The organism is Spirosoma migulaei (assembly GCF_054776855.1).
The window spans coordinates 243041-269875 of record NZ_BAAHBG010000002.1; the positions used below are offsets into that span (position 1 = coordinate 243041).

Below are 26835 nucleotides of genomic sequence, written 5' to 3' on the forward strand. Positions count from 1 at the left end.
TCAAAACTTTGGACAAGGCAATTTCTTATCCCGGCGTTTTACACCCGGTCGACGGCCCTCTGGCTTGTCGAAAATATACGATAGTGATAACTCGTGCGAACCACCACTGTTGCCGAGGGTTGAAATTGTTAGATCGTAGCTGTAGCCGATGGAGAACTTTTCCATACGCCAGCCAATCAACGCAGCTACCGCATCATGATTGTTAAGCGTCTGATCGTATTTTTTGAAAGGAATACCCCGATAATAAGCGCCGATCGTTAAGGGAGAATACGTTAGATAAGCACCCAAATCCAACTGATCGTATTTGCCCTGATGCTTATACATAACTACGGGCGATATACTAATTTCCCGATCCTGTTCGTCGGCTAGCCCAGTAAAGCCAGCCAGTGGAATGCGCAGACCAGCCTGAATGCTGGTTTTCATCGGCAATCGCTCGTTCTCGCTGTTGAAGAACCCCTGAGATGGGCGATTGATATGGTGTGCTGATGCACCAATCCAGAACCAATCGGAGTAAAAAAGGCCACCCGTCGAAAAATCAAGATATTTATTCGTGGGTAAACCTCCTTGCAACGCTGGATCGCCGGAAACGCTGCCTGTTATAAAGCCCCGATCCGTAAATTGATCGCCGGTTGTCAGGCCAAAATAGTTAATACTACGGTTCACGTAAGAACCCTGCAAGCCTAAACGTACAAATGATGACTCACTTACCTGGAATTGGTATGCATATTGCAACCCTATATCCGTTGACTGAATCCTTCCCTGTCCCTGGTTGTCACTCTGAATCATCAGACCAACACCGCTATTATATTTTTCGATAAAATGATCTACCGCAACCATCGTTGTCACATAGTTGGTAATGGCAGGCCATTGATTTCGGTAATTTGCCGTGATACGCGGAGCCAGTGCCGAACCAGCAAAGGCTGGGTTCAGATAAAGAGGGGCAGCATAAAACTGAGTGAACTGAGGGTCCTGGGCAAAGGCCATCCGGCTCAGGGTCAGTGTCAAAATCGTCAGTAAATATTTCTTAAGCATGATAACAAAATCAGGGCAAAGACTGGGCCAACTTTATTGTTGCAACGTTATCAGTACGAACGAAGTATTTAACAACACAACAATCTATAAAATTAGGCGAATTTTAAGGGCTTTTACGGTGCTCAGGGAATAAAATTTTAACGAAACACCGTCGTTTATACTAACGTAATGCCCCTGTTGTTGTTATGCCGAGGGAGTGAATTTGAGAGGGTGGCTTTATTCAGCGTTTCTTCATGTTAAGGTTTAGCAGTTATATCCGTGTAGTTGGAGTTTGGGCTGTGCTGTTCCTAATGGCAGGACTGACTACGTCCTGGGCACAGGAAATTAAAATTAGTGGAAAGGCATGCATTCCCGATCAGGAATGCAAAGCGGATTCCCTAACGTTTACAGATAGCGTAACAACGGGCGTAACAACCCGGGTCTGGAGTTTTGGTGACGGTGGCACAATTACGACGCAAAAGGATTCCGCGGCCCGGCATGTTTATCTGATGCCTGGTAACTACACCATCACCTTGACCCGTACCGTCAGTGGAACGGTACAGACAGCAACGCGAAGTATTAATATCAGTACTCCTCCTCCGTCTTTTACCAACTGGAGGACGGATACCACCATTTGTAAAGGCGAGAAAATAACACTTGATCCCTACGCTGGCACTACTCAATCGGGTTACCGGTATATATGGTACCCTAAAGGAGATACAACGCAAAGTATACAGGTCGATAGTTCTGGCTGTTATTCGGTGGAAGCTATTAGTCCTAATGGCTGTTCGTATCAGAATCGGATTAACGTCGATGTTTGTGGCGAAAAGAAAGAGTCGCAGGGGGTGAAGTGGTATTTTGGCCAGAACTCCGGTTTGGATTTTAGTGGTGGCGGTACACCTAAACCCATCACAGATGGAAGTTTAAGTACTATTGAAGGTTCTTCGTCCATTGCCAATACCAAGGGCGTTTTACTGTTTTATACGGATGGTATCATTATTTACGGCAAAGATGGTAAGCCACTGAAATCGCTCGTGCCGGGAGATACAACTACCGTCCAGATTCCGCTGGATGGTAGTACGCACTCTACACAGTCGGCTTTGATTGTCCCAAAACCAACCTGCCGGGGCTGCGAGTACTTGTATTATGTGTATACCACTTCCGAAATTCGGGGTAAGAAAACATTAACGTATAGTGTTGTTGATATGCGCCAGAATGGTGGGAAGGGTGCCATTGTTGAAAAGAACGTTCCGATCTCTAATCAGAGTACCGAGCAGTCGGCTTCCGTAGAAAATACACGCGATTCAACCTTTTGGGTTATTACACGGAAATACGGAACAAATGAATTTCAAATTCAGCATTTAACCCGGGCCACATCGCCTATTGTCACTACATACAAAGGTGGACAGGTCATTGACTCGCTGGCTAATGCCGAAGGGTATATGAAAATTGGGCCAGCCGATACAACAAGTGGGAATGAAGGCAATCGCCCATTGGCCGTTGTTATTCCTGGGCCACCTAAAAACTCCATTGATCTCTATACGTTCAATGATTCGACGGGTGCAATGACGTTCAATCGAACGCTTGATTTAGGCCCGGCACCGCCCAAAGCATATGGGGTAGAGTTTTCGCCCGATGGCAAGAGTCTGTATGTTACAATGCTCGCCGATACAAATAGCGACGGTAGTTTGAAAGGAGCTTCTTATATTTTAAAGTATGACCTGAGTCAGAAGGATTCGCTATTAACCAGTTCAAAAACGGTTGTTGATAGTAGTACAACGAGGCAGTACGGGTCCATACAGATTGGTCCCGACGGTCGAATTTACGTAGCGATAAAGGGAAGTACTTCATTGGGTACCATCGAAAATCCAAATGGGGGGCTGCTTGATAGTTTACAATTTAATCCAGCGGGACAATCGCTCGGCGGAAAAACCAGCCAATTAGGGTTGCCTAACTTAGTGGCCAACTTTAACGATAATTCCAGTGGACCGGGGCTAACGTATGCGGATACATGTGTTAGCGCACCAACGGTATTTCAGATAGGACCAAACTGCCCGAAATTGAAGGAGGCTTATACCTTAGATTATGGAGATGGAAGCCGCCCGTATTCAACCACGTCGGCGCAGCCCGTTACACACAATTACACGAAGCCTGGACAATACTTCGTCAGCCTTCGAATTATCACGAAAACAAGCACAGGAGGGATCTGTAAAGACACCCTGATTAAAGATACACTGACCATTTTAGAAACACCACCCGATATACATTTGGGAGCGGATACCGCTATCTGCAATAAAAAAGGCATTACACTGGATATAAAAGTGCAGGCAAAAGTATATGTCTGGCTTGTGAATGGAGCGGTAGCGAGTAGGCAAAAGACAATCACACTCACCAGGCCCGGTTATTACATCGTAGTAGGTCTGGCTGCTAACGGTGAATGTTTTAAGAGTGATACCATTGAGGTGCAGATAAAGCCGACGCCATCGCTCGATCTTGGACCCGATACCGTTTTCTGTTATCGATCATCAGTCAATTTAACCGTTCCCCAACAAACCTGGACGCAGTTTCAGTGGAGTAACGGTGGGAATACACGAACAATTACCGTTTCCAAAGGCGGTACTTATACGGTTACGGCGCAGTCAACCGTAAACGGCACTACCTGCGAAAACTCGGATACGATCCGGGTTAGTGAACTGCCTAAGTTGCGTTTGGCTGCGAATCTGACCGGTCCAACAACCTGTACATCGGCAGATGGTTCTATCCAATTAACGCCTACTCCGGCTGGTACCTATGAGTACGTATGGACTCGTTCAGATGGTGCTATTTTAACCGGAGTGGGTAGTCAGCAAACAAGTCTGGCCGAAGGTGGGTACAAAATTAGCGTTACTGATAGTGTTCATGCCTGTAAGGCTGATACGGCCTTTACCCTGAAATCGCCAGCCAATCAACTAGTGCTTACGCCACTGGTTAAGGATGCCTTGTGTAGTGTTCCCAATAGTGGCACTATTAGTCTGACTGTTTCAGGAGGGACAGCGGCCAGTTATACCTGGCTGGACCAAAATAATAACCTGATCACAACGACGACTAATCTGGATAAGGCCTCCCCTGGGCTTTATACAGTTCAAGTGATTGATACAAAAGGGTGTAAAGCATTGCTGGATAGTATTAAGGTAGGCCTTGATAGTACTGGATTTGCCCGACTGGGACCTGATACGCTTAAGTGTAACGGGCTTGGGGTTGTATTGGTACCTCTGTCAGGCGATCAGCCGGGTAATGTCTATCAATGGAGTACCGGGGCCTCTACACCATCAATCACGGTGGTGCAAGCGGGCGCGTATAGCCTTATCGTTAGGAATACACAGACAGGTTGCGTTGGACGCAGTAGTATTCGTGTCGGGGATCGACCACCGCCAGCGTTTTCGCTCACTCAACTAGCGTCCATTTGCGAAGGTGATCTGGGTAAAGCACAACTCTCAGCCAATGGTGCGCCTGGCTTGCGCTATTTATGGCTGACACGAAATGACACCACCAAAACGATAACCGTAGACCGAGCGGGCAATTACTCCGTTCAGGTGACCGATCCGCAGGGTTGCACGGCAACCGGCTTAGCCCGTGTGATCAATCAGTGCGAACCGCGCGTTAATGTACCCGATGCGTTTACGCCAAACAACGACGGTGTAAACGATGTGTTACAGATTTTTACGGCTTATATTACCGACTACGACTTCAGGATTTATAACCGCTGGGGGGAGGTAATTTTTTCTAGTAATAATCCAGAGCAAAAATGGGATGGCACCTATCGCGGATCTACCTATCCATCAATGCTTTATCCGTACATAATCACCTTTAAAAGTGAGTCGTTTCCTGAGCGCGAACGCGTTGTAAAGCGGGGTTCTGTATTGCTGATTCGATAGCGGTTTTCTGCTCTTTTTTTTGTAAATTTGACGTAAACGACCTGGCAAAATAAGGCTGTTTTCTGGCTGAAATTTTGCCAGGTCTACACGAATCAAAACCATGCGAAACGACTTTTTGAAAGGCTCGACAGATGGCATGAGTGCTACCGACAAAGAGATTGAACGGGCGCTGAGGCCGCTCTCATTCGAAGACTTTACAGGGCAGGCTAAGATCCTCGAAAATCTCGAAGTATTTGTTCGGGCCGCCATGCAACGCGGTGAAGCCCTCGATCATGTGCTCCTTCACGGCCCTCCGGGTCTGGGCAAGACAACGCTGTCGCACATTATTGCCAACGAACTTAATGCCAACATAAAAATGACCTCGGGTCCTGTGTTGGATAAACCCAGCGATCTGGCTGGCCTGCTAACGAATCTGCAGCCTAACGACGTATTGTTTATTGACGAAATTCACCGGCTCAACCCAATTGTGGAAGAGTATCTGTATTCAGCAATGGAGGATTATAAGATTGACATCATGCTGGACTCTGGGCCCAATGCCCGGACTGTGCAGATTAAACTGAATCCATTTACGCTGATTGGGGCTACTACTCGTGCGGGTATGCTTACATCGCCCTTGCGAGCTCGTTTCGGTATTAGTTGTCGGTTGGAGTATTATGATGCCAAACTGCTGACGACCATTGTACAGCGGTCGGCTGCAATTTTGGGGACGCCTATTGATGAGACGGGTGCTTATGAGATTGCTCGCCGAAGCCGGGGAACACCTCGTATTTCCAATAACCTCCTGCGCCGAACCCGGGACTTTGCTCAGGTTAAAGGTAATGGATATATCAACGTTGACATTGCCGAAATTGCGCTGAGCGCGCTTGAAGTTGATCAGAATGGCCTGGACGAGATGGATAATCGGATTCTGACAACAATCATTGAAAAGTTTAAAGGAGGGCCGGTTGGCCTCTCAACGATAGCTACTGCCTGTGGCGAAGAAGCTGAAACGATTGAGGAGGTCTATGAGCCCTTCCTGATTCAGGAGGGTTTTCTGAAGCGAACTTCGCGTGGGCGTGAAGCGACTGAAAAAGCCTATATTCACCTTGGTATTGTGCCCAATTACCGTACCGGGGAGTTATTTGGGTAACTAGCTAACGGACAAAAAAGTGTGCCAGAAAAGACTAACAAAACTGTCTTTTCTGGCACACTTTTTTGTACTTTTTAAACGAACTAGCTTAAAAGTTTACTCTGGTAAATACAATCAATGATCTCTGCTACTGCGGAGTCAACCAGGAAGTAGTAAATATTTTTGCCGCTGCGCCGGATGTCCAAAATGCCCTTATCCCGCATATTAATTAAGTGGTGCGAAATCAGTGATTGTTCCGCATTCAGATTCTTATAGATTGCTGAAACGTTCAGTTCTTTGTTCTCATTCAGCATCTGAATAATCTTGATTCGCAAGGGGTGAGCTACGGCTTTAAGCACATAAGCTGCTTTATCAATACGCTTCTCATCATCTAAAATTTTTTCGGTAGCCATGATAGGGTGGGTTATTGTCCAGAGGATAATTGGCCGAAATATACTTAGAAAATATACATATGTAAAGGACTAACATGCTGAAAGTGAGCACGACTTTATTAAGTGGTTGTTTTTTTTGATCCCATTATTACATGAACACTCTTTTGTGGGTATGGGTGGTTACCTGTAAGTAAGTGATCCCCAGGGAATAGACACAATTCAGGCTACTGTCAAACCTAATCAGGAGTAGCTAAGTATCGTTCATTGACGAACTATACCCGGCTACTCCTGATTAGGTTTGAGCTGCTAGTTGATAACTTTATTTTTGCCGGAAGAATACCGTGATTGGTACGCCCGTAAAGTCAAAATGATCCCGAAGTCGGTTTTCTAAAAAGCGCTGGTAAGCCTCCTGAACGTATTGGGGAAGATTACAGAAAAATACAAACGTGGGCGAAGGAGTTGGTACCTGAAGCATATACTTAATCTTGATATGCTTGCCTTTGATGGCTGGCGGAGGATACTTTTCGATTTCGGGCTGCATAGCCTCATTCAATTTCGAGGTTGCCACTTTCTTAGTCTTATTCTCGTAGACCTCCATCGCTTTTTCCATTACCTGAAAAATGCGTTGTTTCTCATGAACCGAGGCAAAAATGATTGGCAGATAGTCAATGGGCATCATCCGCTGAATCATTTCCTTCCGGAGTGTATCGGCAGTACGATGGTCTTTTTCAACGGCATCCCACTTGTTCACCATAATGACCACACCCTTTTTCGCTTTCACGGCCTGGCCAATAATGGTCAGATCCTGCGCTTCAAGTCCTCGTGTAGCATCGAGCAGAATAATGCAGACATCCGAATCCTCCATCGCTTTAATCGAGCGCAGGGTCGAATAAAACTCAATATTGGAGTCAATACGAGCTTTACGCCGAATACCGGCGGTATCGGTCAGGATGAAATCTTTACCATAGGCTTTGTAACGGGTGTCGATAGCATCGCGGGTGGTGCCGGCAATGGACGTTACGATACTGCGTTCCTGCCCGGTCAGGACATTCAAAAACGACGATTTACCCACGTTAGGGCGGCCCAAAATAGCGATACGAGGAATACCCGCGTCAGGATTTTCAACACCAGCTGTTGGAAAATGCTTGATCACTTCGTCCAGTAGATCACCTGTGCCTGTTCCAGTTTGCGACGAAATTGGATATGGATCACCTAAACCTAGTGAATAAAATTCGCTGGCAGCGTGCGCCCGTTCTCCGGTTTCGGCTTTATTAGCCACTACATACACCGGCTTTTTAGTCCGGCGCAGCACGTTAGCAAAATCTTCGTCCAGTCCTGTAATGCCCGTTTGCGTATCAACCACAAAGAGCAATACAGTTGATTCCTGAATGGCAATTTCGACCTGTTCACGAATCGACTCTTCAAACACATCTTCGGAACCAACAACGTACCCCCCTGTGTCGATAACGGTAAAATATTTATCATTCCACTCGGCCGTGCCATAATGCCGGTCGCGAGTAACACCACTTTGGTTATCCATGATGGCCTGTCGCTGTTCCGTCAGGCGGTTAAACAGCGTGGACTTGCCCACATTTGGGCGGCCAACGATTGCAACTATGTTTGCCATTTTTTTTGAAGGAGGAAAGGGAGGAAGGGGAGAAGAGGGAGGAGAAGGCATGGATTTTAAACCCTTTTCCCTTTCCTCCCTTTTCGCCTTCCTCCTTTAACAATTATTCGTCATATCCCAACCGCTTGAGCATACGCTCTTTTTGGCGCCAATCGGGTTCTACCTTAACGAACTGTTCTAAATATACTTTCTTGCCGAAGAAACGCTCGAGTTCTTCGCGGGCCATGATTCCCGTTTTCTTAATCATATTACCCCCCTCACCGAGCAGAATTGCCCGTTGAGTAGCTCGTTCGACCAAAATTTCGGCCTGGATAACAATGATGTCTTCCTTCTCTTTGAAGCCTGTAATGACAACCTCGCTACTATAAGGGACTTCCCGCTTATAATTCAGGAAGATCTTCTCCCGGATAATCTCAGACGCGAAAAACCGTTCGGGTTTGTCGGTTAGTTCATCCTTTGGGAAGTAGGGTGGATGTTGCGGCAGACGGCTGATAATACCTTCAAATACCTTATCAATATTGAAGTTATTCAGGGCTGAAATTGGAATGATCTCCTGCGCATGGAAGTGCTCCTGCCAGTAGGTGATCTTCTCATTAACCTGGTCCTGTGTAGCCTGATCAATTTTATTGATCAGCAACAGAACGGGAACTTCAGATTTTTGAAGCCGTTCGATGACGTCATTCTCATCGTGTTCTTCGAAGATGTCTGTTACAAATAGAACCACATCGGCATCTTCAATAGAGCCACGCACAAAACTCATCATAGACTCATGAAGTTTGTACTGAGGCTTAATGATACCAGGCGTATCGGAGTAAACGAGTTGAAATTCCTGACCGTTGTGGGTTCCATTGAGGATACCCATAATGCGGTGGCGTGTAGTCTGGGCTTTCGAGGTGATAATAGACAGCCGTTCGCCAACGAGCTGATTCATCAGGGTGGACTTACCGACATTGGGCTTACCAACGATACTGACAAAGCCAGCCTTATGATCGGCCGCTGGATCGTCGGCCGGAAAATTTTCAATGATTTCCTTATTCATCTTTGAGGTGATCCCGCTGGCTGATTACCAGCGGCTTTAGCAAACAACTCCCTGCCGACAAAAAACGTTTCAGGCAGTGCGTAAACTTTTTTTTACAAAGATAGTTGTTTTATAAGAAAGTTGCCGTACTTTTGCAGTCCCAACATCGCGGGATGGAGCAGTTGGTAGCTCGTTGGGCTCATAACCCAAAGGTCGCTGGTTCGAGTCCAGCTCCCGCTACTCTGAGAATAAAGCCGTTACGATTCAAAACCGTAACGGCTTTTTCGTTGCACCCCAATAAAGAGTAATCAAGCCAGTTTAAGGCGTCAAATACAATTGCAGTATACGACCAATCTGCGCAATGGTTGCTGGCTTACTGAACAACGAGTTATGTTCACCAAGCAGTTGATGTACTTCAACGCCCTGACGGGCATAGCGACCCCAACCAAAATCTACTTTGCCCTGGCTTGCCCCAAACGCATCCAACTGGGTAACCCGCAGAAACACAAGTTTCCCCTCATAGGACTTAAATTTGTACCGACTATACGCTTCCCGAAAACTTCTGGTCAGCAAATCTTCGGCTTCAACGCTGAGGGATTCAGTTGGACTAGTACCTGCTGAACCCGATAAGCTGGGTACCGATTGCCAGATACGCCGGAGCAAATAGTGACTAATCCAAGGGACTTTTTGTCGAAGAATGGGCAAGAGCACCGCAGGTTGTTTAGGTAAGGAGCGCCAATAATGATAATAATACCGGACGAGCTGATGGATTGGAAACTTGGTATGATTAGCCGCATCTGGATTGATGGGGTAGGCATCAATCAGGGCAAGTAAATGTATCTCTTTGCCCATTTCCTGAAGCTGACGAGCCATTTCAAAGGCAATAATACCACCTAATGAAAAACCACCAATAGCATAAGGGCCATTCGGTTGCTTCTGGAGGATAAGCTGAATGTAGTAAGCGGCCATAGCCTCAATGGACTCCAGAGGCTGGGTAACTCCATCCAGTCCAACCGCCCGCAGGCCATACAGTGCCTGTTTCTCCGGCAAGTAGGGAGCCAATTGATAGACATAATTCACATCTCCCGATATAGGATGAATTAGGTAAAGTGCATTTCCGTCCCCTGGTGTCTTCACGCCAACCAGCGATTGCCAGGCCACATCGGATTGACTGGTTTGCAGATAAAGGGTCAGCTGGCGAAGGGTGGGATGGGCAAATATGCTGCTAATAGGCAGTGAATGAGTAGTCTGACGCTGAATGGCAGCGGTCAGCTGAAGGGCCAACAGGGAGTGACCGCCCAGCGTAAAGAAATCATCATCCAGGCCAACCGTTGGTAAGTCAAGCAGCTCACACCAAATCGTTTTCAACAGCCTGACGACTGACTGATTTAACGATGGAGTATGCCGGACTTGTTCTACTGGATGGGTTATTTCGATAGGGGCTGGTGGGGTAAGTGGAGGAACCGGTTGGCTACCAAATAACTGTCCGAAGCCTTGATCGGGCTGGGTTAGAAGTTGCTCCAGTGTCTGAATGAACTGATCGGCCAGTGTGCTCACGGCTTGCTCCGTGAATAAATCGGTCCGGTAGGTAAAGGTACCCATCAGCCCATCCGCGGTCTCCTGGCAGGAAAGACTCAGGTCGAATTTGGCCCTGTGCTGCTGGAAAGGGGCTTGCTCAATCTCTAGCTCGTTTAGTCTCCAGAAGTTCGACGTATCTTCCTGCAAGTCAAAAAGTACCTGAACTAATGGCGAATACGCCCGGCTTCGCACGGGACTAACCTCCTCAACAATCTGTTCAAAGGGTAGGGTCTGATGCGTATAGGCGTCTAAGGCTAACTGGCGTACGTTACGGAGAAGTTGCCGGAAGGACAGATCAGCGGAAATGTCTATACGAAGCACAAGCGTATTGACAAAAAAACCGATCAAGCCGTCCAGTTCAGGCTGAGTACGTCCAGCTACGGGGATGCCAATGACGATATCCTGAGTACCCGTGATCTGACGAAGCCAGACTGCGTAAACAGTCAGAATCCGTAGAAATAGTGTCGTGCCTGCCTCCTGAAAGTCGTGCCGAAGCGGCTGCCAGTGTGACTTAGGAACTACAAAGCAGTAATCGGCACCCTTAAATGACTCGATGGCTGGACGGGGTTTATCAATCGGTAACTTAAGTAGGGGTGCTACCCCCGCTAGCTGATTCCGCCAGTAGGCCCGCTGGTGAGTCAGTGTCTCTGGTAGGAAGTGCTCAGTTTGCCACCGCGCATAATCCGCATATTGAATAGGCAAGGGGGGCAGACTTACTGGCTGATCCTGTAGTTTAGCCGTATACAGTAAACTAAGTTCCTTAGCCAATACCTGCGTTGATAACCCATCAAAAATAAGGTGATGGAAATTCAGCAGTACCATCCAGGATTGATCCCCGAGTTTCGCAACATTTACCCGTACTAAAGGCCCCTTTTCCAGATCAAAGGACTGGTAACCTACCTCCCGTAGCCAAGTGGCAATCGTCTCGTTTTGGGCCAAATTCGTTGGTTCGACTAAAAAACTTACCGGGATATCTATTAAAAATGCAGGCTCAATTTTTTGAAAAGCTTCCCCATTAAAATGTCCAAAGGTGGTGCGCAGGATTTGATGTCGGTCAATAAGTTGGTTTAAACTCTGCTGCAAGAACGGTAGGTTCAGCGAGCCTCGAATGCGAAGCACAATCGGTACATTATAGGTCTCCTGTAGAGGATGAAGTTGCTCCAAAATCCATAATCGGTTCTGAGCAAAGGAAAGCGGAAACTGGGCTGTTGAATCTGTTCCGTCTGGCGTGTTTACTATGGGTGAAATGGACTGTCGAGGTAACTGATCCAGGTAAGTAATCAGTTGTTGTAAGGTCGGGTGTTTGAAAACATCATTCATGCTTAGCCGTACCCCAAACTGCTGAGAAATAAGAGCGATTAACTGGATCGCCATCAGGGAACTTCCCCCCAGATCAAAAAAGTGATCAGTCTCGTTCAGTTCTGCTACATTCAGTACCGATGTCCATAAGGAGATCATCGCTTGTTCGGTCGAGGTCTGTACATCGCTCTGACGGTGGGTTGCGTTTGGGGAGGCCGTTGGCAAGTTTGCCTTGTCGACCTTCCCATTTATCGTTAACGGAATGGCCGTCAAGGGAACAAACACATTCGGAATCAGATAATCAGGCAGGCTGGTTTTCAGAAAAACCCGCAAACTCTCGACCTGAATAATTTCGCCGGATTTAGGGACGATATAGGCTACTAATCGGTTCATCCCGGAGCTTAATTCATCAGCTACCACCAAAGCCTCGCCAATGGTAGGATGCTGACAAAGCGCCTGTTCAATCTCCACAGGTTCAATCCGAAAGCCGCGTATTTTTAACTGATCGTCCAATCGCCCCAGAAAGTCAATAGTGCCGTCGGACTGATACCGGGCCTGATCGCCGGTTCGGTAAAGCCGACTTCCCGGCCGATCACTGAAGGGGTCAGGAATGAATTTGAGTTGCGTAAGCTCGGGTTGATGGAGGTATTCCCGTGCCAGCCCATCACCGCCAATGAGCAGTTCGCCCGGTACGCCCACGGGCATGGGATTCAGAAATGAATCAACAATGTAGAGCTGGGTGTTGCTAAGCGGTTTGCCAATCGGTACAGAGCTGGTTTCCCAATGGCCCGCCGATAGGTTATAAAAACTGGCAAATGTGGTGCTTTCTGTCGGGCCATACCCGTTAATTAAGGTGCAGTTAGGCAATTGATGTCGCGCCCGAATGACGTGCTTGGCCGATGCCGCTTCGCCACCAGTTGCCAGTTGGGTCAACGTCACTAAGGAATCAATGCCGCTGTCGACCAACACATTAAATAAGGCGGCTGTAAAAAAAGCAGCATTTACGGAATTAGCCTGAATGGTTTGTTTAATGTCGTCCAGCGACGGCGGATTTTCCATTACCAGAACTAGCCGTCCGCCATTGGCCAGACTTCCCCAGATCTCCAGCGTAGACGCATCAAAAGCCAAGGGAGCCAGTCCCAGCATACAGATTGATTCGTCCAGTCGCATGTAGTTTGCCCCCTGAACGGTGCGCAGGATGGCCCGGTGCGGAATGGCTACACCTTTTGAGCGGCCGGTGGAACCCGATGTAAACAGAACATACGCCAATTGATCGGATCGGATTGGCAGCGACAGGTTATGAACGCTTTGCTGGGTAATCAGGGCCTGGTTTTCATCGATTAGAACTGTGGTAGTCGCTGCTGGCAGGCGATCCAGCCAGATTTTTCGGGTAATGATTGTGTGAATACCTGTTTGAGCAACTAAGCCCGCCAACCGGGCGGCTGGAAACGTAGGATCAAGGGGTACGTACGCTCCCCCAACCTTCAGAATAGCCAGTAAGCTAACGATCATATCGGGCGAACGCTCCAGACAAATACCGATTAACGTCTCAGATTTCACTCCCTGGTTTCGCAGGTGCCAGGCCAGTTGATTGGCCCGATGGTTTAGTTGCTCGTAGGTCAGGGCAAGCGCCCCAAAGCGTAGTGCTTCGGCTTGAGGTCGGAGCTGGACCTGCGCTTCGACCAGTTGATGAATGGTCTGATTGGCTGGGTAGGGAACCTTGGTTGCATTCCAGTCAATGAGCATACGCTGCCGCTCATCTGGAGTCAGCAAGGACACCGAGCGAAGAGGTTGATCTGGATGAAAAACCAGATCTTCCAACAGCATTAGCCAGCGATTCACTAAATCAGTCACCCAGTGGACTGACCAGATTGCCGGGTCAAACAATACCTGACTGTCTTGATTCCCTTCTGTAGACAGAATGATCTGTAGCGCCTTTTTCGGAGGGAGTGAATAATTCAGTTCAGCGGTCTTGCAGCCAATAACAATAGGGAACAAAACCGGATCGTTCTCAACAGTCAACGGCTTTAAGGTAGTCTGAGCTGCTAGATTGTCCTGAGCAAAGGTCAGGTGCTGGTCTATCGCTACAAGTGCCTCTTGTGTGGTCCTCAGCGCCTTTTCAAACCTAGCATCCCAATCAAATGCCACCTCAACAGGGATATATTCGGCAAACAATCCGACGGTTTCAGCCGATATCTGCGCACTTCGTTCGGATCGATACCCAACACTAACGGATTGCTGATTGGTCAGGCGGGCCAATAGAATCAACAGGGCTGCCATGGCCTGATGACTGTTCTCCGTGCTTTTTAAGCCATTTTTGCCTTCAAAAACCTTATAGAGCGGGATATTGATTTGGCTACGTTCCGGCTGGTTTTCGTTTACTTTATTGGCTGGGACTGACCAGGGGAGCGTTGTAGGTTGAAAATTACTAAGTTTATTTACCCAGTAGGACTGATAAACAGCGCATTGCTTATCATTTTTCCCAATGGCCTGAATGACTTCCGGCGCGGGTAGGGTTAGCAATTGACCTTCAGTAAGCGAAGTCTGTTCATAAAACGTCGCCATTGAAACGGGTTGGCCAGTCAGATTCTGGATCGCACCAATGGCCAACAGATAGTCGTTGGTGGCGACCAGCAGTTTGTCAGGCAAAAGGGCTTCGATTGATCCGGAGAGGCACTGTGCCTTTGTTTGGGTTGCCGTTACCTCCCTCACCAGCCAGAACCGTCCCCCCGCCCATAGCTTCAAAAAACCAAAAGGGTTTGACTGAAACCCAAAATCCAGCGCCCTATGCAGACGAGAAATCGTAATTGCTGACTGAGCGAAATTAAGGACCAGATCAGGCCGTTTATTCCGGGCGTAATAGGACCGATGCGTAGGATCCTGTGGCTGTGTCGTTAACGTACCGACTTCTAGTTCATCAAGTATGTCTCGAAAGCAATCAACGGCAACCGAATAACATGTAATATTTAGGCTGATCGAGGTCTCGGTTTCCTGAATCGGGAAGTGCTTTTGCTTTACAATAGCCCCCGTATCAACACCCTTATCGATCAGATGCCAGGTTACGCCATGTGTCTTTTCACCATTGGCCAGTGCCCAAAATGAGGCATGTACCCCGGCATAAGCGGGCAGAGGCCCATCGTGATAATTAAAGGCATATAAGCGGGGAAGCGCCAGTAGTTCCTCGGAGAGGATATATCCGTTCGAAATGCTGAACAAGTAATCGAAAGGCTCCTGGTTTAAAACGGTAATAAAGTGCGACGATGAATCAATAAAAGGAAGCCCGGCCTTCTTGCAATAAGAATGCACCTGAGGGTCCTGACTGATAATTCCTTTAACTAGAAAATCTCGCTGGCAGAGGATTGTTGAGCACTCAATCAGCAGGGTACCCTCACCGATTATAAAACAGCTAGGGGGCATAGAAAAGAACGATATGGATAGACAGTGGGACCATCTATGGATGAGTGCCTCTCCAAAATTAACTACTTTTTAGTAACATATTATCATCTAGATTTTCGATTTAAACCACTAAATGCCAATGAATACCAAATGTCGTCCTGCAAGGCAATACTAAGTGGCTTACTTATGTACTAATTTGTCAATTTCCTAAATAGGATGTTCTGTATGGCGAGAAGTAGATAGCTCAACCATTTTCCAGAAAGGGTGGACGAGTTCGTCTATGAGTAATAATTTCTTCAAGTTGCTTCTGGTAAAAGGACTTACTAGATGGTTAATTATTTCTCATCTAAGTCAATGCAAACCAGCCTGTTGTTAATAGACACTTCTTAGCCTTAATTAGGTCTTACTAATGGATAAACTGCCGTTTACTTCTCTTTTAGCCTTCTTTTTACTGACTGGTTTTGTGCTTTATGCACGGCCCTATAAGCTTCTAAGCAGGAAAGTGGGCAGATTAACTTTACTAACTGTTACCCATAATTCCTTGCCTACTACTTTCAATTAACGCCTTTATGCAAATCAGGGAAACCAGTAACGAGGGGGCAGTCAGTAACCTGTACCGAAATTATGTCCTGGCGATGTTGACGCTGGTATACGTCTTCAACTTTGTTGATCGTCAACTCCTGGTTATCCTCCAGGAGTCGATTAAACGAGATTTACACTTATCCGATACCCAGCTTGGCGTGCTTTCTGGGTTTACGTTTGCTCTATTTTACGTCACCCTGGGCATCCCTATTGCACGTTTGGCCGACAAAACCAACCGCAGGAATACCGTAGCAGCCTCCTTAGCCATATGGAGTATAATGACTGCTGGCTCGGGTCTGGTAAGAAACTACATTCAGTTACTATTGGCCCGTGTTGGCGTGGGGATTGGGGAAGCAGGAGGAAGCCCTCCGGCTCATGCGATGCTATCCGATTACTTCCCGCCTGAAAAACGATCTACGGCACTCTCAATCTACTCAACAGGTATTTATTTCGGGATATTGACGGGTTTTTTACTGGGTGGTTATTTGAACCAGCGTCTTGGATGGCGAACCGCATTTTTCGTGGTGGGTATACCGGGCATTATTTTTTCATTTCTGTTTTACACGTCGGTGAAAGAGCCTCAACGTGGAGTAATGGATAGGGATGAAGCACTGGTAATTGACCCTCCTTCGTTGCGTGAGGTGCTAAAGCGGTTGTACTCAACCAAAACCTTTGTTTACCTGGCAATGGCTACAGGTCTGCATGTTTTTTGTATATATGGGCTGCTTAATTGGGCTCCTTCTTTCCTGGCGAGGCTTCATGGAATGACGCAGTCAGAAATAGGCGCTTTACTTGGTCCGATCTTCGGCATTGGTGGAGCAGTTGGTTCGTTCGCTGGTGGGCTCCTGACGGATTATTTGGGGAAAAGGGATAAAGGGTGGTACCTGAAAGCTCCGGCTTATGCAATTATTGTCTCTATCCCATGTGCAGCCGGAGCACTTTTTCTGCAGAATACAGTGTATTCGGTAATCTGTTTAGGCTTGAGTGCGTCGCTTCATAGTATGTATCTGGGGCCATCTGTTGCCGTAGCTCATAGTCTTGTTCCGGCTTCAATGCGTTCCCTTACGTCCGCTATCCTGTTTTTTGTGCTCAACTTTATCGGTTTAGGGTTTGGACCCCTGGTTGTCGGCATGATTAGCGATCAGCTCACCCCGTCTCTGGGTATCGAATCCCTGCGATGGGCCATGTCGATCATAATCATTATAAGTTTTGGATCGACCGCACTCTTTTTAATTGCTGCCAAAAAACTAGCAGTCGATCTAAAGCTGGCGAGATAAGCCTCTGTGCGATGAATTAGTCTGGCCCTGGAAATTACCTGGCTTTTCCGCTATTGCCCTTAAGTGATTTTATTAACTATCTGTTTTTGATACATCCCAACCTAAAAACTATGAATCGTTACGTAATCGCTCTGTTTTCTCTATTTGCCTTTATTCCGTACTCAACTACGGTACAAGCCCAATCAAAAGCCTTGACGGAAGCTGCTCCTGGGGCTGGTGGGTTTTCTGTAGCCCGCCTTGCTCGATTGGATTCAAGTATGAATGACTGGGTCAGGCAGAAATGGGTGAATGGTTCTGTGGTCCTTATTGCCCGACACGGCAAAATTGTTTTCTATAAGGCTCATGGATACAATGATCCAACTACGAAAGTGCCGCTCAATAGAAATGGGATCTTTCGTGTGGCTTCACAAACAAAAGCACTCACTACGGTGGCCGTAATGATGTTGTGGGAAGAAGGGAAGTTTTCGCTGGACGATCCAGTTTCCAAGTTCATTCCCTCCTTTGCTAATGAAAAAGTGCTGGCTACCTTCAATCCAAAAGATACCACATACACTACTGTTCCGGCTAAACGGCCCGTCTCTATTCGCGATTTATTAACCCATACATCGGGTCTGGGGTATCCAGCAATTGGTACTCCTGCGGAAAATGCCATTTATGCAAAAAACTATGTTACCGGAGGAGTTGGTGTTAAGGGGCAAAAACTTTCCGATGCAATGAACCGCCTGGGCAGCTTACCACTCTTTTTTCAACCCGGTGAACAATGGAAGTATGGGTTGAATATGGACGTATTAGGCTACCTGGTTCAGCTCTGGTCAGGTATGACCCTGGACGTTTTTTTTGAGAAGCGTATTTGTCAGCCCCTTGGAATGAAAGATACCAATTTTAATGTGCCGCCCGAAAAAGGCTCCAGACTGGTCAACTTTTTCCTGGGCGATTCTACCGGAACGATAAAAAAGCAGGAATCGGTTTTTGGCGGATCGCTTGATATGAATTATCCCCTCCAAAAAACCGACTATTTTTCGGGTGGTGGCGGTTTGTCATCCACTATTTATGATTATGCTATTTTCCTGCAGATGTTGTTGAATGGTGGGGAATACAACGGTGTGCGCCTGTTAGCCCGCAATACGGTTCGTATGATGACCATGAATCAAATTGGCAACATGAGCCCTACTATGGGTGACCATGCCAGTGAGAACAAATTTGGCTTTGGCTTTTTCATTATCTCTGAAAATGGCAGTAGGTTTACCCCCAGCCAAGCCGGTACTTACTCCTGGGGTGGGGTGTTTTCTACCTCTTACTGGGTTGATCCAAAAGAGAATTTGCTGGTATTGATATACCGGCAAATGTGGGGGCCTTATATTACGAATATAGACAAAGTAGTTAAGCCTTTAGTGTACCAGGCAATTAATGATTGATACGGAACGAATACGGGACATAGGGAACTGTATCGTGAAAGCAGAATCGGTTTGGCAGTCCGGCGCAACGTACACAAATAAGCTGTAAGTCTACTATAGAAAAGTCGAATATTCTTCTGATAATCAACTTTTTACATATAAAGTTATTTGGTCAATACGGGAGCTATTCCAGGGGTGTAATTGTTATTAATTCAGTGTGGGTAATGTGCTGTTTAGCTCGATAGTTACCCGCTCTTCTACTCCGTTATGACGTCTGAATTAATGCCTATTTTGCCAGTTCTATCAACCCCTCAGCCCCTTGTAAAGTCACCCCGTTTTTGGATGCCCAGGCGGGTCGTTTTTACGGCCGATGCCCTCAAGGAGCCCTATGGCCAGGCTATCTATGAACGCATATCGGCGCTTGATTTACCCATCGAAATCGCCAAAAACAACCGTATCATCGGGCTTCGCGGGGCCGATGAACGCGAGACCTATCGAATTGCCAAGAATACCTTAGCCATTGTGAATGCTCCGCCGGGTGCCTTTAAGTTCCAACCCATTCCCCCCTCGGCCGACTGGCAAATGAACCTGGCCGAAGGTTGTCCGGCCCATTGTCAATACTGTTATTTAGCCGGAAGCTTAGCTGGTCCGCCCGTCGTGCGGGCCTACGCCAATCTGCCTAAGTTGCTCGCGCACACTGCTACGTACGAGGGCACTTATCCACCCAACCGGAGCTGGCAGGGTTATGACGTGAACCGCCCCACCACCTTCGAAGTTAGCTGTTACACCGATGTGTTAGGCATTGAACACCTGACCGGTGGCTTAGCCGAGTCTATCCGTTACTTCGGAACACGGCTAGTAGGCCACCGTGAACGCGGGCAGTTGCGCTTTGTGTCTAAGTACGATCAGGTGGATAGCCTGCTCAACCTGCCCCACAATGGGCAGACCCGCGCGCGCATCAGCCTTAATGCCGATACCATAGCCCGGCGTTTGGAGGGTGGAACGGCTTCGGTAGAGTCGCGGTTGCAGGGCCTGCGCAAACTAGCCCTACCGAAGCAGTTGGGCGGTGGGGGATACCCCATTGGTGTTGTTATTGCGCCTATTATGCCCATTCCCGATTGGCGTGAGCACTACGCATCCCTGCTCGATCGCATCGCTGAGGTTATCGACTTCCCCTGCGATATGAATGCTGAGTTCATTAGCCACCGCTTTACACCTGGTTCCAGGAACATCTTGTTGGCATGGTACCCTAATACGTCGCTGGAGATGGACGAAACGAAGCGTGCCGAGAAGCGCAACAAGTTTGGTGGCACTAAATATGTTTATCGCCCCGAGGAGATGAAAGAGATGAAGACTTTCTTCTATGCCGAATGGCAGAAGCGTTTCCCCGAAGCGCCAGTACTTTATTGGACATAAGGGGAATGAGCCGTGGCTTTGCGACGGACCAAAGTTGGCAGCCGTACGTTTCCTGGCCTGTCTTGGGCCTAAACGGGAAAATAGGCACTAAAGGTAGTGCCCAGACCAGGTTGGCTCGTGGCGGTAATGGCTCCTCCATGATTACTGACTACCTTTTCGCAAATGGCTAAACCCACTCCCGTACCGGCAAACTCGTTTTTGCCGTGCAGACGCTGAAAGACCTGAAAGATCCGATCCAGGTATTTTTCATCGAAACCAATTCCGTTATCAGTCACATCAAGGCGGTGGTAAGCCAGGGCAGGGCGTTTTGGGCTAACGCTGGCTGGCAGGTTTTCAAAGGCAACCCAACTGGCGCTCACTTCAATTAGGGGCGCAACCCCAGGCCGACGAAATTTTAAGGCGTTACTGAGGAGGTTCCGAATCAGTTGCTGTAATTGTAAGCGGTCTCCTTCAAGTGTGGGTAACTGGCCAATCACAATTGTAGCCCCACTTTCTGCGATCATCAAGTCCAGATCGAGCAATACGGTCTGAACAATCGTGTCCAGCGATATGGGCGCACTGGTATCTCGGTGCGTAGAGATCCGTGAAAAGCTAAGTAAGTCCCGAATCAGCGTAGACATGCGGCTGGCTGCCGATTGCATTCGTTCCAGATAAACCAGTTCATCGCCTTCGGAACTGGCATACCTGGTCTTTAACAAATCGCCAAATTGCTGAATCTTACGTAGGGGCTCCTGTAAATCGTGACTGGCAATGTAAGCAAACTGTTGTAAGTTTTCGTTGGATCGCCGTAAATCCTCATTCGAAATTTCCAACTGCTGGGTACGTTGCGTTACCTGCTGCTCCAGAGCGAATTGGGCCCGCCGTTGCTGGGTCACATCCTGTACCATGCCGCTAATCTTGTAGGCCTGACCGGCCTGATTGACATACGCTTTTCCGTGGGAGTGCAAAATTCGTTCTGCTCCATTGGAGTCTGATACGCGGTATTCAACATCATAATGTCCATCAGAGCCGCCGGAAATGGCTTGCTGCATGGATGTCCGAACGAGTGCCCAGTCTTCTAACCGCACGAGTCGAAAAGCAAGCTCAGTGGTAATGGGTTCAGTGGGACCAATGCCATGCCAGGCGCGTAGCCTGGATGAGTACTCAATATGGCCCGTGGTCAAATCATAGTGCCAGGTGCCCAATTGGGCCAGCTCGATGGCCGATTGGAGTCCTTCCTGGGCCTCTTCTGTAAGCTGGCGGGTGAGTACCTGCTGGGTAATGTCCTGAGCGGTGCCCGAAAACCGATAAGCCCGTCCCTGCTCATCGAAATAGGCCTGCCCTTTGGCCAGTAACCAGCGGACCTGGGTATCGTCCTGACGGATAATTCGGTACTCGATTTCATAGTGCCCGCCCGATTCTGGATTCAATGCCCACTGCATGGCTTTCTGAACCCGTTGCTGATCCTCGGCGTGTACATACTGCATGAGCTGTTCGGGTGACTTAAAGTCCCGGACATCCGTTCCGGCAAACCCATAGAGTTCTTGAGTGCGCTGATCCCACCAGGCAACCTGAGTCCGGAAGTTTAAATCCCAGGTACCAATACCAGCTGCCTGGAGGGCAAATCGCAATCGTTCATTTTCGGCCCCCTGGTCTTGGTTGGGGGGTGTACTACTAACTGCCATCCGTCTCCTGTATTAGTGCCTGATGATTGCTACCCTGAACATATAGTTTACCTGTCTCAAGCTCAACTTTTCCTGGTGAGGTTTGTTTGGTCAGGTTTTAGTTTATGGGTTAGTGGTCATTTTTTGCGCGATAAGGCCGCTCCCTCACTCGACGGTGTTTAGTTAAAGCGGGGTATCTACAGGTAACGTTCTCCCTTCAGTTAATAAGCATAAATAAACTTGACGAGCTACGTATGGAAACAATCGATGAATTCTTTGAGCACACAATTCAGGATATCTACTCTGCCGAAAAACAAGCGCTGGAAACCATGCCCCAGCTTGTTGAGCGGGTACAAAGTGAACAACTTCGGCAGGCGTTGCAGGTTCATCAGCGCGAATCTGAAAGCCAGGTTACTCGGTTGGAACAGATAGCCAAACAATTGGGTATTGACCCGGATGGCGAAACCTGTATGGCCATGCAGGGGCTTATTGAAGAAGCTCAGGACTTGCTGGATCAATTGGAAGATGGTCCCCTGGCCGATGCGGCTATCATTGGCGCTGCCCAGAAGCTGGAGCACTACGAAATTGCCAGTTATGGTACGGCCCGAACCCTAGCCCTCCAAATCGGGCTGGAGGAGATTGCTAACTTGCTGGAAACAACGCTCAGGGAGGAAAAAGCGGCCGATGCCAAGCTAACGGTTATTGCTACTAAAACGGTTAACCCCAAGGCAGTTCTTTCCTAGAGGTATTGCGTTAACCTGGTGAAGGCTAATTTTATGGTTTACACCGTATATCCATGCGTTGTAAACCTCGCCAACCGTCGTTCATAAATAGGGGGGAACGACGGTTGGCGAGGTCCGTTGCCTCGTAGGAGACGGCCCGTTTCCAACTATAGGAAGTAGGAGATGTTGGACTCTTGAACAAGTGTTCCAGGTTTTCAACTAAACCACAAGGTCATGATTTTAAAAATGGACAGGCTTCCTATTGAGCTGCCTATACCCAAAAACCCTTCAGCCAACGATGCGGCAGCCATTCAGGAACTGCTAGGTGGAAAATTCGGTGAGATGTCAACGCTGATGAATTATACCTACCAATCGTTCAACTTTCGGGGGCGCAAGAAAATTCGTCCGTTCTATGACGTAATCGCGAGTATCGCTGGTGAAGAATATGGCCATATCGAAGTGGTAAGTTACGCCATTAATCTGTTGCTGACAGGGGTAACGCAACGGGGATTTGATCCCGTCTCGGCTCCGCTGGCTGATGCTACGAATTTTCGCAATACGTATCATACAATGGCTAGTGGACAGGGGGCGCTGCCAATGGATTCGATGGGCAATTTCTGGACCGGACAGAATGTATTTAGCAGTGGTAATCTGAAGCTGGATCTGCTCCATAATTTCTTTCTGGAATGTGGGGCACGGGCCAATAAGATAAAGGCCTACGAAATGGTATCGGACTCAACGGCCCGAACAATGGTAGGCTACCTGCTGGTACGTGGTGGATTGCACGTAGTGGCCTATGCCAAAGCGCTGGAAAAATTGACGGGTGTGGAAGTTACCAAACTCCTGCCGATTCCGAATCTGAGCAACAATGCCTTTCCTGAAGCTAAGAAGTTCATGGAACAGAAACTTCATTTGTCCTTATACACCTTCAGCCAGGAAGATTATACGCAGGCGGGTCTGATCTGGAATGGCCCGCACCCAGATGATGGACAAGAATGTTTCGTAGTAGAAGGCGGAATGCCCGGCTATCCCGTTCCTGACCTGGAGGAGGAGCCACAACAGAGTGCGCCGGGGGCGGAAGATTTTGATCCGCAGGTGTTCTCCGATATGGCTAAAAAGATGGGTATTAAATACGAATATTAAACGTCAAGCAGCCAATCTTTTTTACGATTTTCAGCACCCACTCCTGTTCCTGATTTTGTAAAGGCCTCACGTGGGTGATGTAAATCTAGTATTTGGACGGCTTCTACCCCTAAATCCCCTGAAGGGGACTTTGTCTAAGCATGAGCAAAGTCCCCTTCAGGGGATTTAGGGGTAAAAAAGCTTACTAAAACTCCTAGTGGATCAATTTCTCAAATCCCCTAAAAGAATAGGAATATGAGTGAGGGCTGGAAATATATAGAATCTGAATCCGTAAGCGGCTATTGGGGAAGTTGGATAACAACAGTAGCTATACCTCGGTTGAGCCCCGATTCCATTCCAGCCGGAGTCGTAAATGACCCTGAACCTGATACTCCTGATACGTTTTAGCGGTTTCGCTGGGCTTGAGTGGCTCACTGTTGGCAGCGTCTTCATCGTACAGATCTACCGGGGGGAGCGTTCCACTTTTAGCGAATAACCGCACCCGGCAAGTGCAACTGCTGGTGCCAGCCAGTCGAATCACCGCATAGCCACTCGTTTTCGTGATCAACTGGTATTCAGCCTGATAAACGGGATAATCCGAAAATGCCATGATCGGAACGTCTGGAAACCGCTTGTAGGCATAGCTGGTCAAAATATAGGCCAAAGCGCCCCCATACACTTCCTGCCCAACGGAACCGGCCTGTTTCCAGCCCGTCGGCATATCTTCCAGCGGAATGGGCAAGTCGCGAATGATGCGCCCTTCCTTGGGGGATTGACTGACCGAATCAGCAGCCAGTTCCGATGGATAATAATAGCGGCCCCGGTGTAGCAAGTATTTCATATACTCCGAAAAAAACAGTCGGATGGAGTCGGGAACATCACGCCCTACCTCCTTGAGATAGTTGATCATGGTAGCCACAATTTCACCCTCTTCGTAGGCCGCCAGATACGGGGCATCCCGGAGAGGAGCCACGCCCAGAAACGTACTCCGATCAGTGCCAAACCCGAACTGACAGTCCCAGATCCATAGTCGGGCAATAACGTTGGCCAGACCTAGTCGACTCAAATCGAAATACAATCGGTTGCCGGTAATTTTCCACAACTTGGCCAGCGTGAGCGCACTCATGATCGTGATATTGCTCTGATAGAGTAGTTCAAACCCTTTACCCCGGAGCCGCTCAGCCGAAGCGAAGGCTTCGTCCAGGTAACGGGCTTCTTTCGTGAATTCATAGACCTGTACCATCACGTGGGTGTACAGACCAGCTACGTCCAGCTCCCCGCCTTTCCCGGTATCGGTTTCGGCCTTGACCACCTCCAGCGTTCGTACATCGTAAAATACCGGCCAGTCATAGTTGAAATGATGAGCCGCCTTGATAACGAACTCCAGCGAGTTAACTAGTAAGTCCTTGGCCTGGGCATTGCCCTGATGGGCTAACCGACCTAAATTCATCAACGTATGCAACAGGTACCAGGAGTCGATTTTAGTTGGGTCTTGTTCCTCACTACGACTAGCCTTATCCTCGGTAAATGTACCGCCGGGTAACCATCGCATAAGCGTTTGCCGGTTCTCATCATAAAACGAGGGCAGGCTCTGTTGCAGGCTCTCGACCAAGGGCACCGGTTTTTCACTCCAGTGCTGATACTCCCAGAGCGGCACTAGAATAGCCAGTTGCACCATGCTTTCGGGTGGCTTATAGGTTGCATCGACGTAGGCATTCAGATAGAAGTGCTTTTTAATCATTCGCCCGCAATCCGCCGATTCGCTTAAAGCCTCGATTGTTCGTTCGGCCGCTTTGGGCCAGTGATAATACTGGGTTTGGGATTTAGGAAGATGAAGATAAATGCTGGCCATCGCGTCCAGAAACTGGTCCGCGGCTTCGAACTCGCTTTGGGGAATCCGGTCGCTTAAATAAAGAAAGGCATCCGAGATCGTCAGTTCCTGTCCGGCTGGCAATGGGGAGGTGGCCGCTGGTAAGGCGAAGCCTACTTCGGGCCACTGCACACTGACTGTACCGGAGGGTTCGGTTTGAGTTGTCTGGAAATAGTCATTCAGCGCCGTAAAGTTCTGGAAGTATACCAAGGACCCTTCGGCTGGATTGGCAACGGATAAATAGGCTAGTCCGGAGGTTGGCCCAGACTGCGTCACATAAACCATGCCCTGGGTTGTGGCCGGGTTATAGTCCTTATCCAGCACATACACATCCCGTGGGAACGCCTGAACAGTAAAGGGCTGATTGGGTGTCAATGAAGTTGTATAGCGGAGTAGCGGGTAATCACTCCTGGGCAATTCGACGGTTACCTGAAATTGCCCAAGAGCGCCCTCAATCAGGTACTCGACTTTTGTCTTACTTATTTTACCCACCTTGTAGCCCTTGATCATCTGCGGATCAAAGCAGGTGCGAATGGCTAACTGGCCCAACTTGCCAATGGTGTACAGTAGCCAAAATGAATTGGTCGTCAGGCAAATAGCTAAGTGTCCCGTTTCAAGTTGCACATGGGCGTCGGCCCGGTGGGTAGCCTGTTTAAGCTGGTCATTGATCCCCGTTACCCATTGGGATGTTTCTTCAGTTTTGGTAAAGGGTTGCCAGTAAGTCGGACTGTTGTACGGTTTAGTACGCATTGGCTAGTGCTTGGTCAACGTAGATTCTGTAGACTCTAATTGATTCTATCGCTTCTGATAATCAGTACAATAGGATCGGTAGAATCTAAATTAGGAGAGTACCAGGTAATCCGTTAGAAGTTGCCACTGGATTTTCTGATAAAATAGCCATCCTGTTTCGGCAATGAGCGTATTGACAAGGGCTCGATCGCCAGCCTGTGGCTGCTGGTTGTTAATGCCTTCCTGTTTGCCAATCTGGAATGCGCTGAGTGTACACCCCGCAACCTCTACCCGAAACGTGCTGCGAGCCTGATCATTAAAAAAATGCTCGATCTGGTCCGGCTTATTCGCCATCGGATCAGGGCTTGGTTGAACCGTGAACTCCGCCCGCGTTTTGTCTAGCGACTTATGGATGACGCGCACCCAATTTTCGGGCGTTGGGCCAGGTAACAGAATCTGAATAAAATCGCCCACGTCGACCGGGCCGTCTGGTTTTAATTTGCCAACCGGGCTATACAGCGCAAAATCTGCCGAAATACTGGACAGGGCCGACCAGCCATTCACATTCAGTAGTTTCGCTACCGACGAGCCGAACGCTGCGCCTGCCGCCAATTCATCCGGAAACGTAGTGTGACTCACATAGATACTGTCTTTGGTTGCCTCGCCCTGCACTACGTTCGCTTCGTGTTGAAGCTGATCAACAATCGACTTAAGTTTCATAGTCTCCAGGTGTCTTG

Annotated in this window: 15 protein-coding genes and 1 tRNA gene; 8 read left to right on the forward strand and 8 right to left on the reverse strand. The window is 48.3% G+C overall.

Annotated features, from left to right (window positions below; translation table 11 throughout):
- Window positions 1-1032: a PorP/SprF family type IX secretion system membrane protein gene (locus tag ACYVGO_RS02135; protein ID WP_460967215.1), complete on the reverse strand. Its 1032-nt coding sequence runs from the start codon at window positions 1030-1032 to the stop codon at window positions 1-3.
- Between the two features lie 290 nt (window positions 1033-1322).
- Between ACYVGO_RS02135 and ACYVGO_RS02140 the strand changes: the two genes are divergently transcribed.
- Together ACYVGO_RS02140 and ruvB are read left to right on the forward strand one after the other, a co-directional pair.
- Window positions 1323-4925 carry a T9SS type B sorting domain-containing protein gene (locus ACYVGO_RS02140; RefSeq protein ID WP_460967217.1) on the forward strand — a complete coding sequence of 1201 codons (3603 nt, stop codon included), beginning with the start codon at window positions 1323-1325 and terminating at the stop codon, window positions 4923-4925.
- Window positions 4926-5025: 100 nt separating this feature from the next.
- Entirely contained in the window at window positions 5026-6054 is a 1029-nt protein-coding gene (gene ruvB / locus ACYVGO_RS02145; RefSeq protein WP_142770200.1) for a Holliday junction branch migration DNA helicase RuvB, read from the forward strand.
- An 83-nt stretch (window positions 6055-6137) separates the two neighbouring features.
- On the opposite strand, the gene ACYVGO_RS02150 is transcribed toward ruvB, so the two are convergent.
- From ACYVGO_RS02150 to era, 3 genes are all read right to left on the reverse strand, one after another.
- A complete protein-coding gene (locus tag ACYVGO_RS02150) occupies window positions 6138-6446 on the reverse strand; it encodes an ArsR/SmtB family transcription factor (protein WP_142770201.1) in 309 nt (102 codons plus the stop codon).
- Between the two features lie 298 nt (window positions 6447-6744).
- Window positions 6745-8052 carry a ribosome biogenesis GTPase Der gene (der, locus tag ACYVGO_RS02155; protein WP_142770202.1) on the reverse strand — a complete coding sequence of 436 codons (1308 nt, stop codon included), beginning with the start codon at window positions 8050-8052 and terminating at the stop codon, window positions 6745-6747.
- Window positions 8053-8155: 103 nt separating this feature from the next.
- Entirely contained in the window at window positions 8156-9091 is a 936-nt protein-coding gene (gene era, locus ACYVGO_RS02160; protein WP_142770203.1) for a GTPase Era, read from the reverse strand.
- Between the two features lie 146 nt (window positions 9092-9237).
- On the opposite strand from era, the gene ACYVGO_RS02165 reads away from it, so the two are divergent.
- Window positions 9238-9310: transfer RNA gene (locus ACYVGO_RS02165), tRNA-Met, on the forward strand.
- A 78-nt stretch (window positions 9311-9388) separates the two neighbouring features.
- Here the strand turns inward: ACYVGO_RS02165 and ACYVGO_RS02170 are convergent.
- On the reverse strand, window positions 9389-15364 hold the full coding sequence (locus tag ACYVGO_RS02170; RefSeq protein ID WP_460967220.1) for an amino acid adenylation domain-containing protein: 5976 nt from the start codon (window positions 15362-15364) through the stop codon (window positions 9389-9391).
- A 548-nt stretch (window positions 15365-15912) separates the two neighbouring features.
- Here ACYVGO_RS02170 and ACYVGO_RS02175 point away from each other — a divergent pair.
- From ACYVGO_RS02175 to ACYVGO_RS02185, 3 genes are all read left to right on the forward strand, one after another.
- Window positions 15913-17202, forward strand: coding sequence for a spinster family MFS transporter (locus ACYVGO_RS02175; RefSeq protein ID WP_460967222.1), 1290 nt, complete (start codon window positions 15913-15915; stop codon window positions 17200-17202).
- 110 nt (window positions 17203-17312) lie between these two features.
- Complete coding sequence (locus tag ACYVGO_RS02180; protein WP_460967224.1) at window positions 17313-18617, forward strand: serine hydrolase domain-containing protein; 1305 nt, start codon at window positions 17313-17315, stop codon at window positions 18615-18617.
- A 321-nt stretch (window positions 18618-18938) separates the two neighbouring features.
- Window positions 18939-20012 (forward strand): spore photoproduct lyase family protein, encoded by a 1074-nt coding sequence (locus ACYVGO_RS02185; protein WP_460967226.1) that lies wholly within the window; start codon window positions 18939-18941, stop codon window positions 20010-20012.
- 68 nt (window positions 20013-20080) lie between these two features.
- Here the strand turns inward: ACYVGO_RS02185 and ACYVGO_RS02190 are convergent, their stop codons facing one another.
- Window positions 20081-21676, reverse strand: a complete 1596-nt coding sequence (locus tag ACYVGO_RS02190; protein ID WP_460967228.1) for a sensor histidine kinase — start codon at window positions 21674-21676, stop codon at window positions 20081-20083.
- Window positions 21677-21909: 233 nt separating this feature from the next.
- Here ACYVGO_RS02190 and ACYVGO_RS02195 point away from each other — a divergent pair, with 233 nt between their 5' ends.
- Both ACYVGO_RS02195 and ACYVGO_RS02200 read left to right on the forward strand, forming a co-directional pair.
- Window positions 21910-22398: a YciE/YciF ferroxidase family protein gene (locus tag ACYVGO_RS02195; RefSeq protein ID WP_460967230.1), complete on the forward strand. Its 489-nt coding sequence runs from the start codon at window positions 21910-21912 to the stop codon at window positions 22396-22398.
- 213 nt (window positions 22399-22611) lie between these two features.
- Window positions 22612-23520 carry a manganese catalase family protein gene (locus ACYVGO_RS02200; protein WP_460967232.1) on the forward strand — a complete coding sequence of 303 codons (909 nt, stop codon included), beginning with the start codon at window positions 22612-22614 and terminating at the stop codon, window positions 23518-23520.
- 307 nt (window positions 23521-23827) lie between these two features.
- Here ACYVGO_RS02200 and ACYVGO_RS02205 read toward each other — a convergent pair whose 3' ends face one another.
- The gene (locus ACYVGO_RS02205; protein WP_460967234.1) at window positions 23828-26119 is read right to left on the reverse strand and encodes a hypothetical protein; all 2292 of its coding nucleotides are present in this window, start codon (window positions 26117-26119) and stop codon (window positions 23828-23830) included.
- A gap of 90 nt (window positions 26120-26209) precedes the next feature.
- On the reverse strand, window positions 26210-26818 hold the full coding sequence (locus ACYVGO_RS02210) for a hypothetical protein (RefSeq protein WP_460967236.1): 609 nt from the start codon (window positions 26816-26818) through the stop codon (window positions 26210-26212).
- Between the last annotated feature and the right edge of the window lie 17 nt (window positions 26819-26835).

Coding starts and splice junctions, on each gene's coding strand:
- ACYVGO_RS02135 (WP_460967215.1), bottom strand. CDS start 1,032: ATGCTTAAGAAATATTTACTGACGATTTTGACACTGACCCTGAGCCGG.
- ACYVGO_RS02140 (WP_460967217.1), top strand. CDS start 1,323: ATGGCAGGACTGACTACGTCCTGGGCACAGGAAATTAAAATTAGTGGA.
- ruvB (WP_142770200.1), top strand. CDS start 5,026: ATGCGAAACGACTTTTTGAAAGGCTCGACAGATGGCATGAGTGCTACC.
- ACYVGO_RS02150 (WP_142770201.1), bottom strand. CDS start 6,446: ATGGCTACCGAAAAAATTTTAGATGATGAGAAGCGTATTGATAAAGCA.
- der (WP_142770202.1), bottom strand. CDS start 8,052: ATGGCAAACATAGTTGCAATCGTTGGCCGCCCAAATGTGGGCAAGTCC.
- era (WP_142770203.1), bottom strand. CDS start 9,091: ATGAATAAGGAAATCATTGAAAATTTTCCGGCCGACGATCCAGCGGCC.
- ACYVGO_RS02170 (WP_460967220.1), bottom strand. CDS start 15,364: ATGCCCCCTAGCTGTTTTATAATCGGTGAGGGTACCCTGCTGATTGAG.
- ACYVGO_RS02175 (WP_460967222.1), top strand. CDS start 15,913: ATGCAAATCAGGGAAACCAGTAACGAGGGGGCAGTCAGTAACCTGTAC.
- ACYVGO_RS02180 (WP_460967224.1), top strand. CDS start 17,313: ATGAATCGTTACGTAATCGCTCTGTTTTCTCTATTTGCCTTTATTCCG.
- ACYVGO_RS02185 (WP_460967226.1), top strand. CDS start 18,939: ATGCCCAGGCGGGTCGTTTTTACGGCCGATGCCCTCAAGGAGCCCTAT.
- ACYVGO_RS02190 (WP_460967228.1), bottom strand. CDS start 21,676: ATGGCAGTTAGTAGTACACCCCCCAACCAAGACCAGGGGGCCGAAAAT.
- ACYVGO_RS02195 (WP_460967230.1), top strand. CDS start 21,910: ATGGAAACAATCGATGAATTCTTTGAGCACACAATTCAGGATATCTAC.
- ACYVGO_RS02200 (WP_460967232.1), top strand. CDS start 22,612: ATGATTTTAAAAATGGACAGGCTTCCTATTGAGCTGCCTATACCCAAA.
- ACYVGO_RS02205 (WP_460967234.1), bottom strand. CDS start 26,119: ATGCGTACTAAACCGTACAACAGTCCGACTTACTGGCAACCCTTTACC.
- ACYVGO_RS02210 (WP_460967236.1), bottom strand. CDS start 26,818: ATGAAACTTAAGTCGATTGTTGATCAGCTTCAACACGAAGCGAACGTA.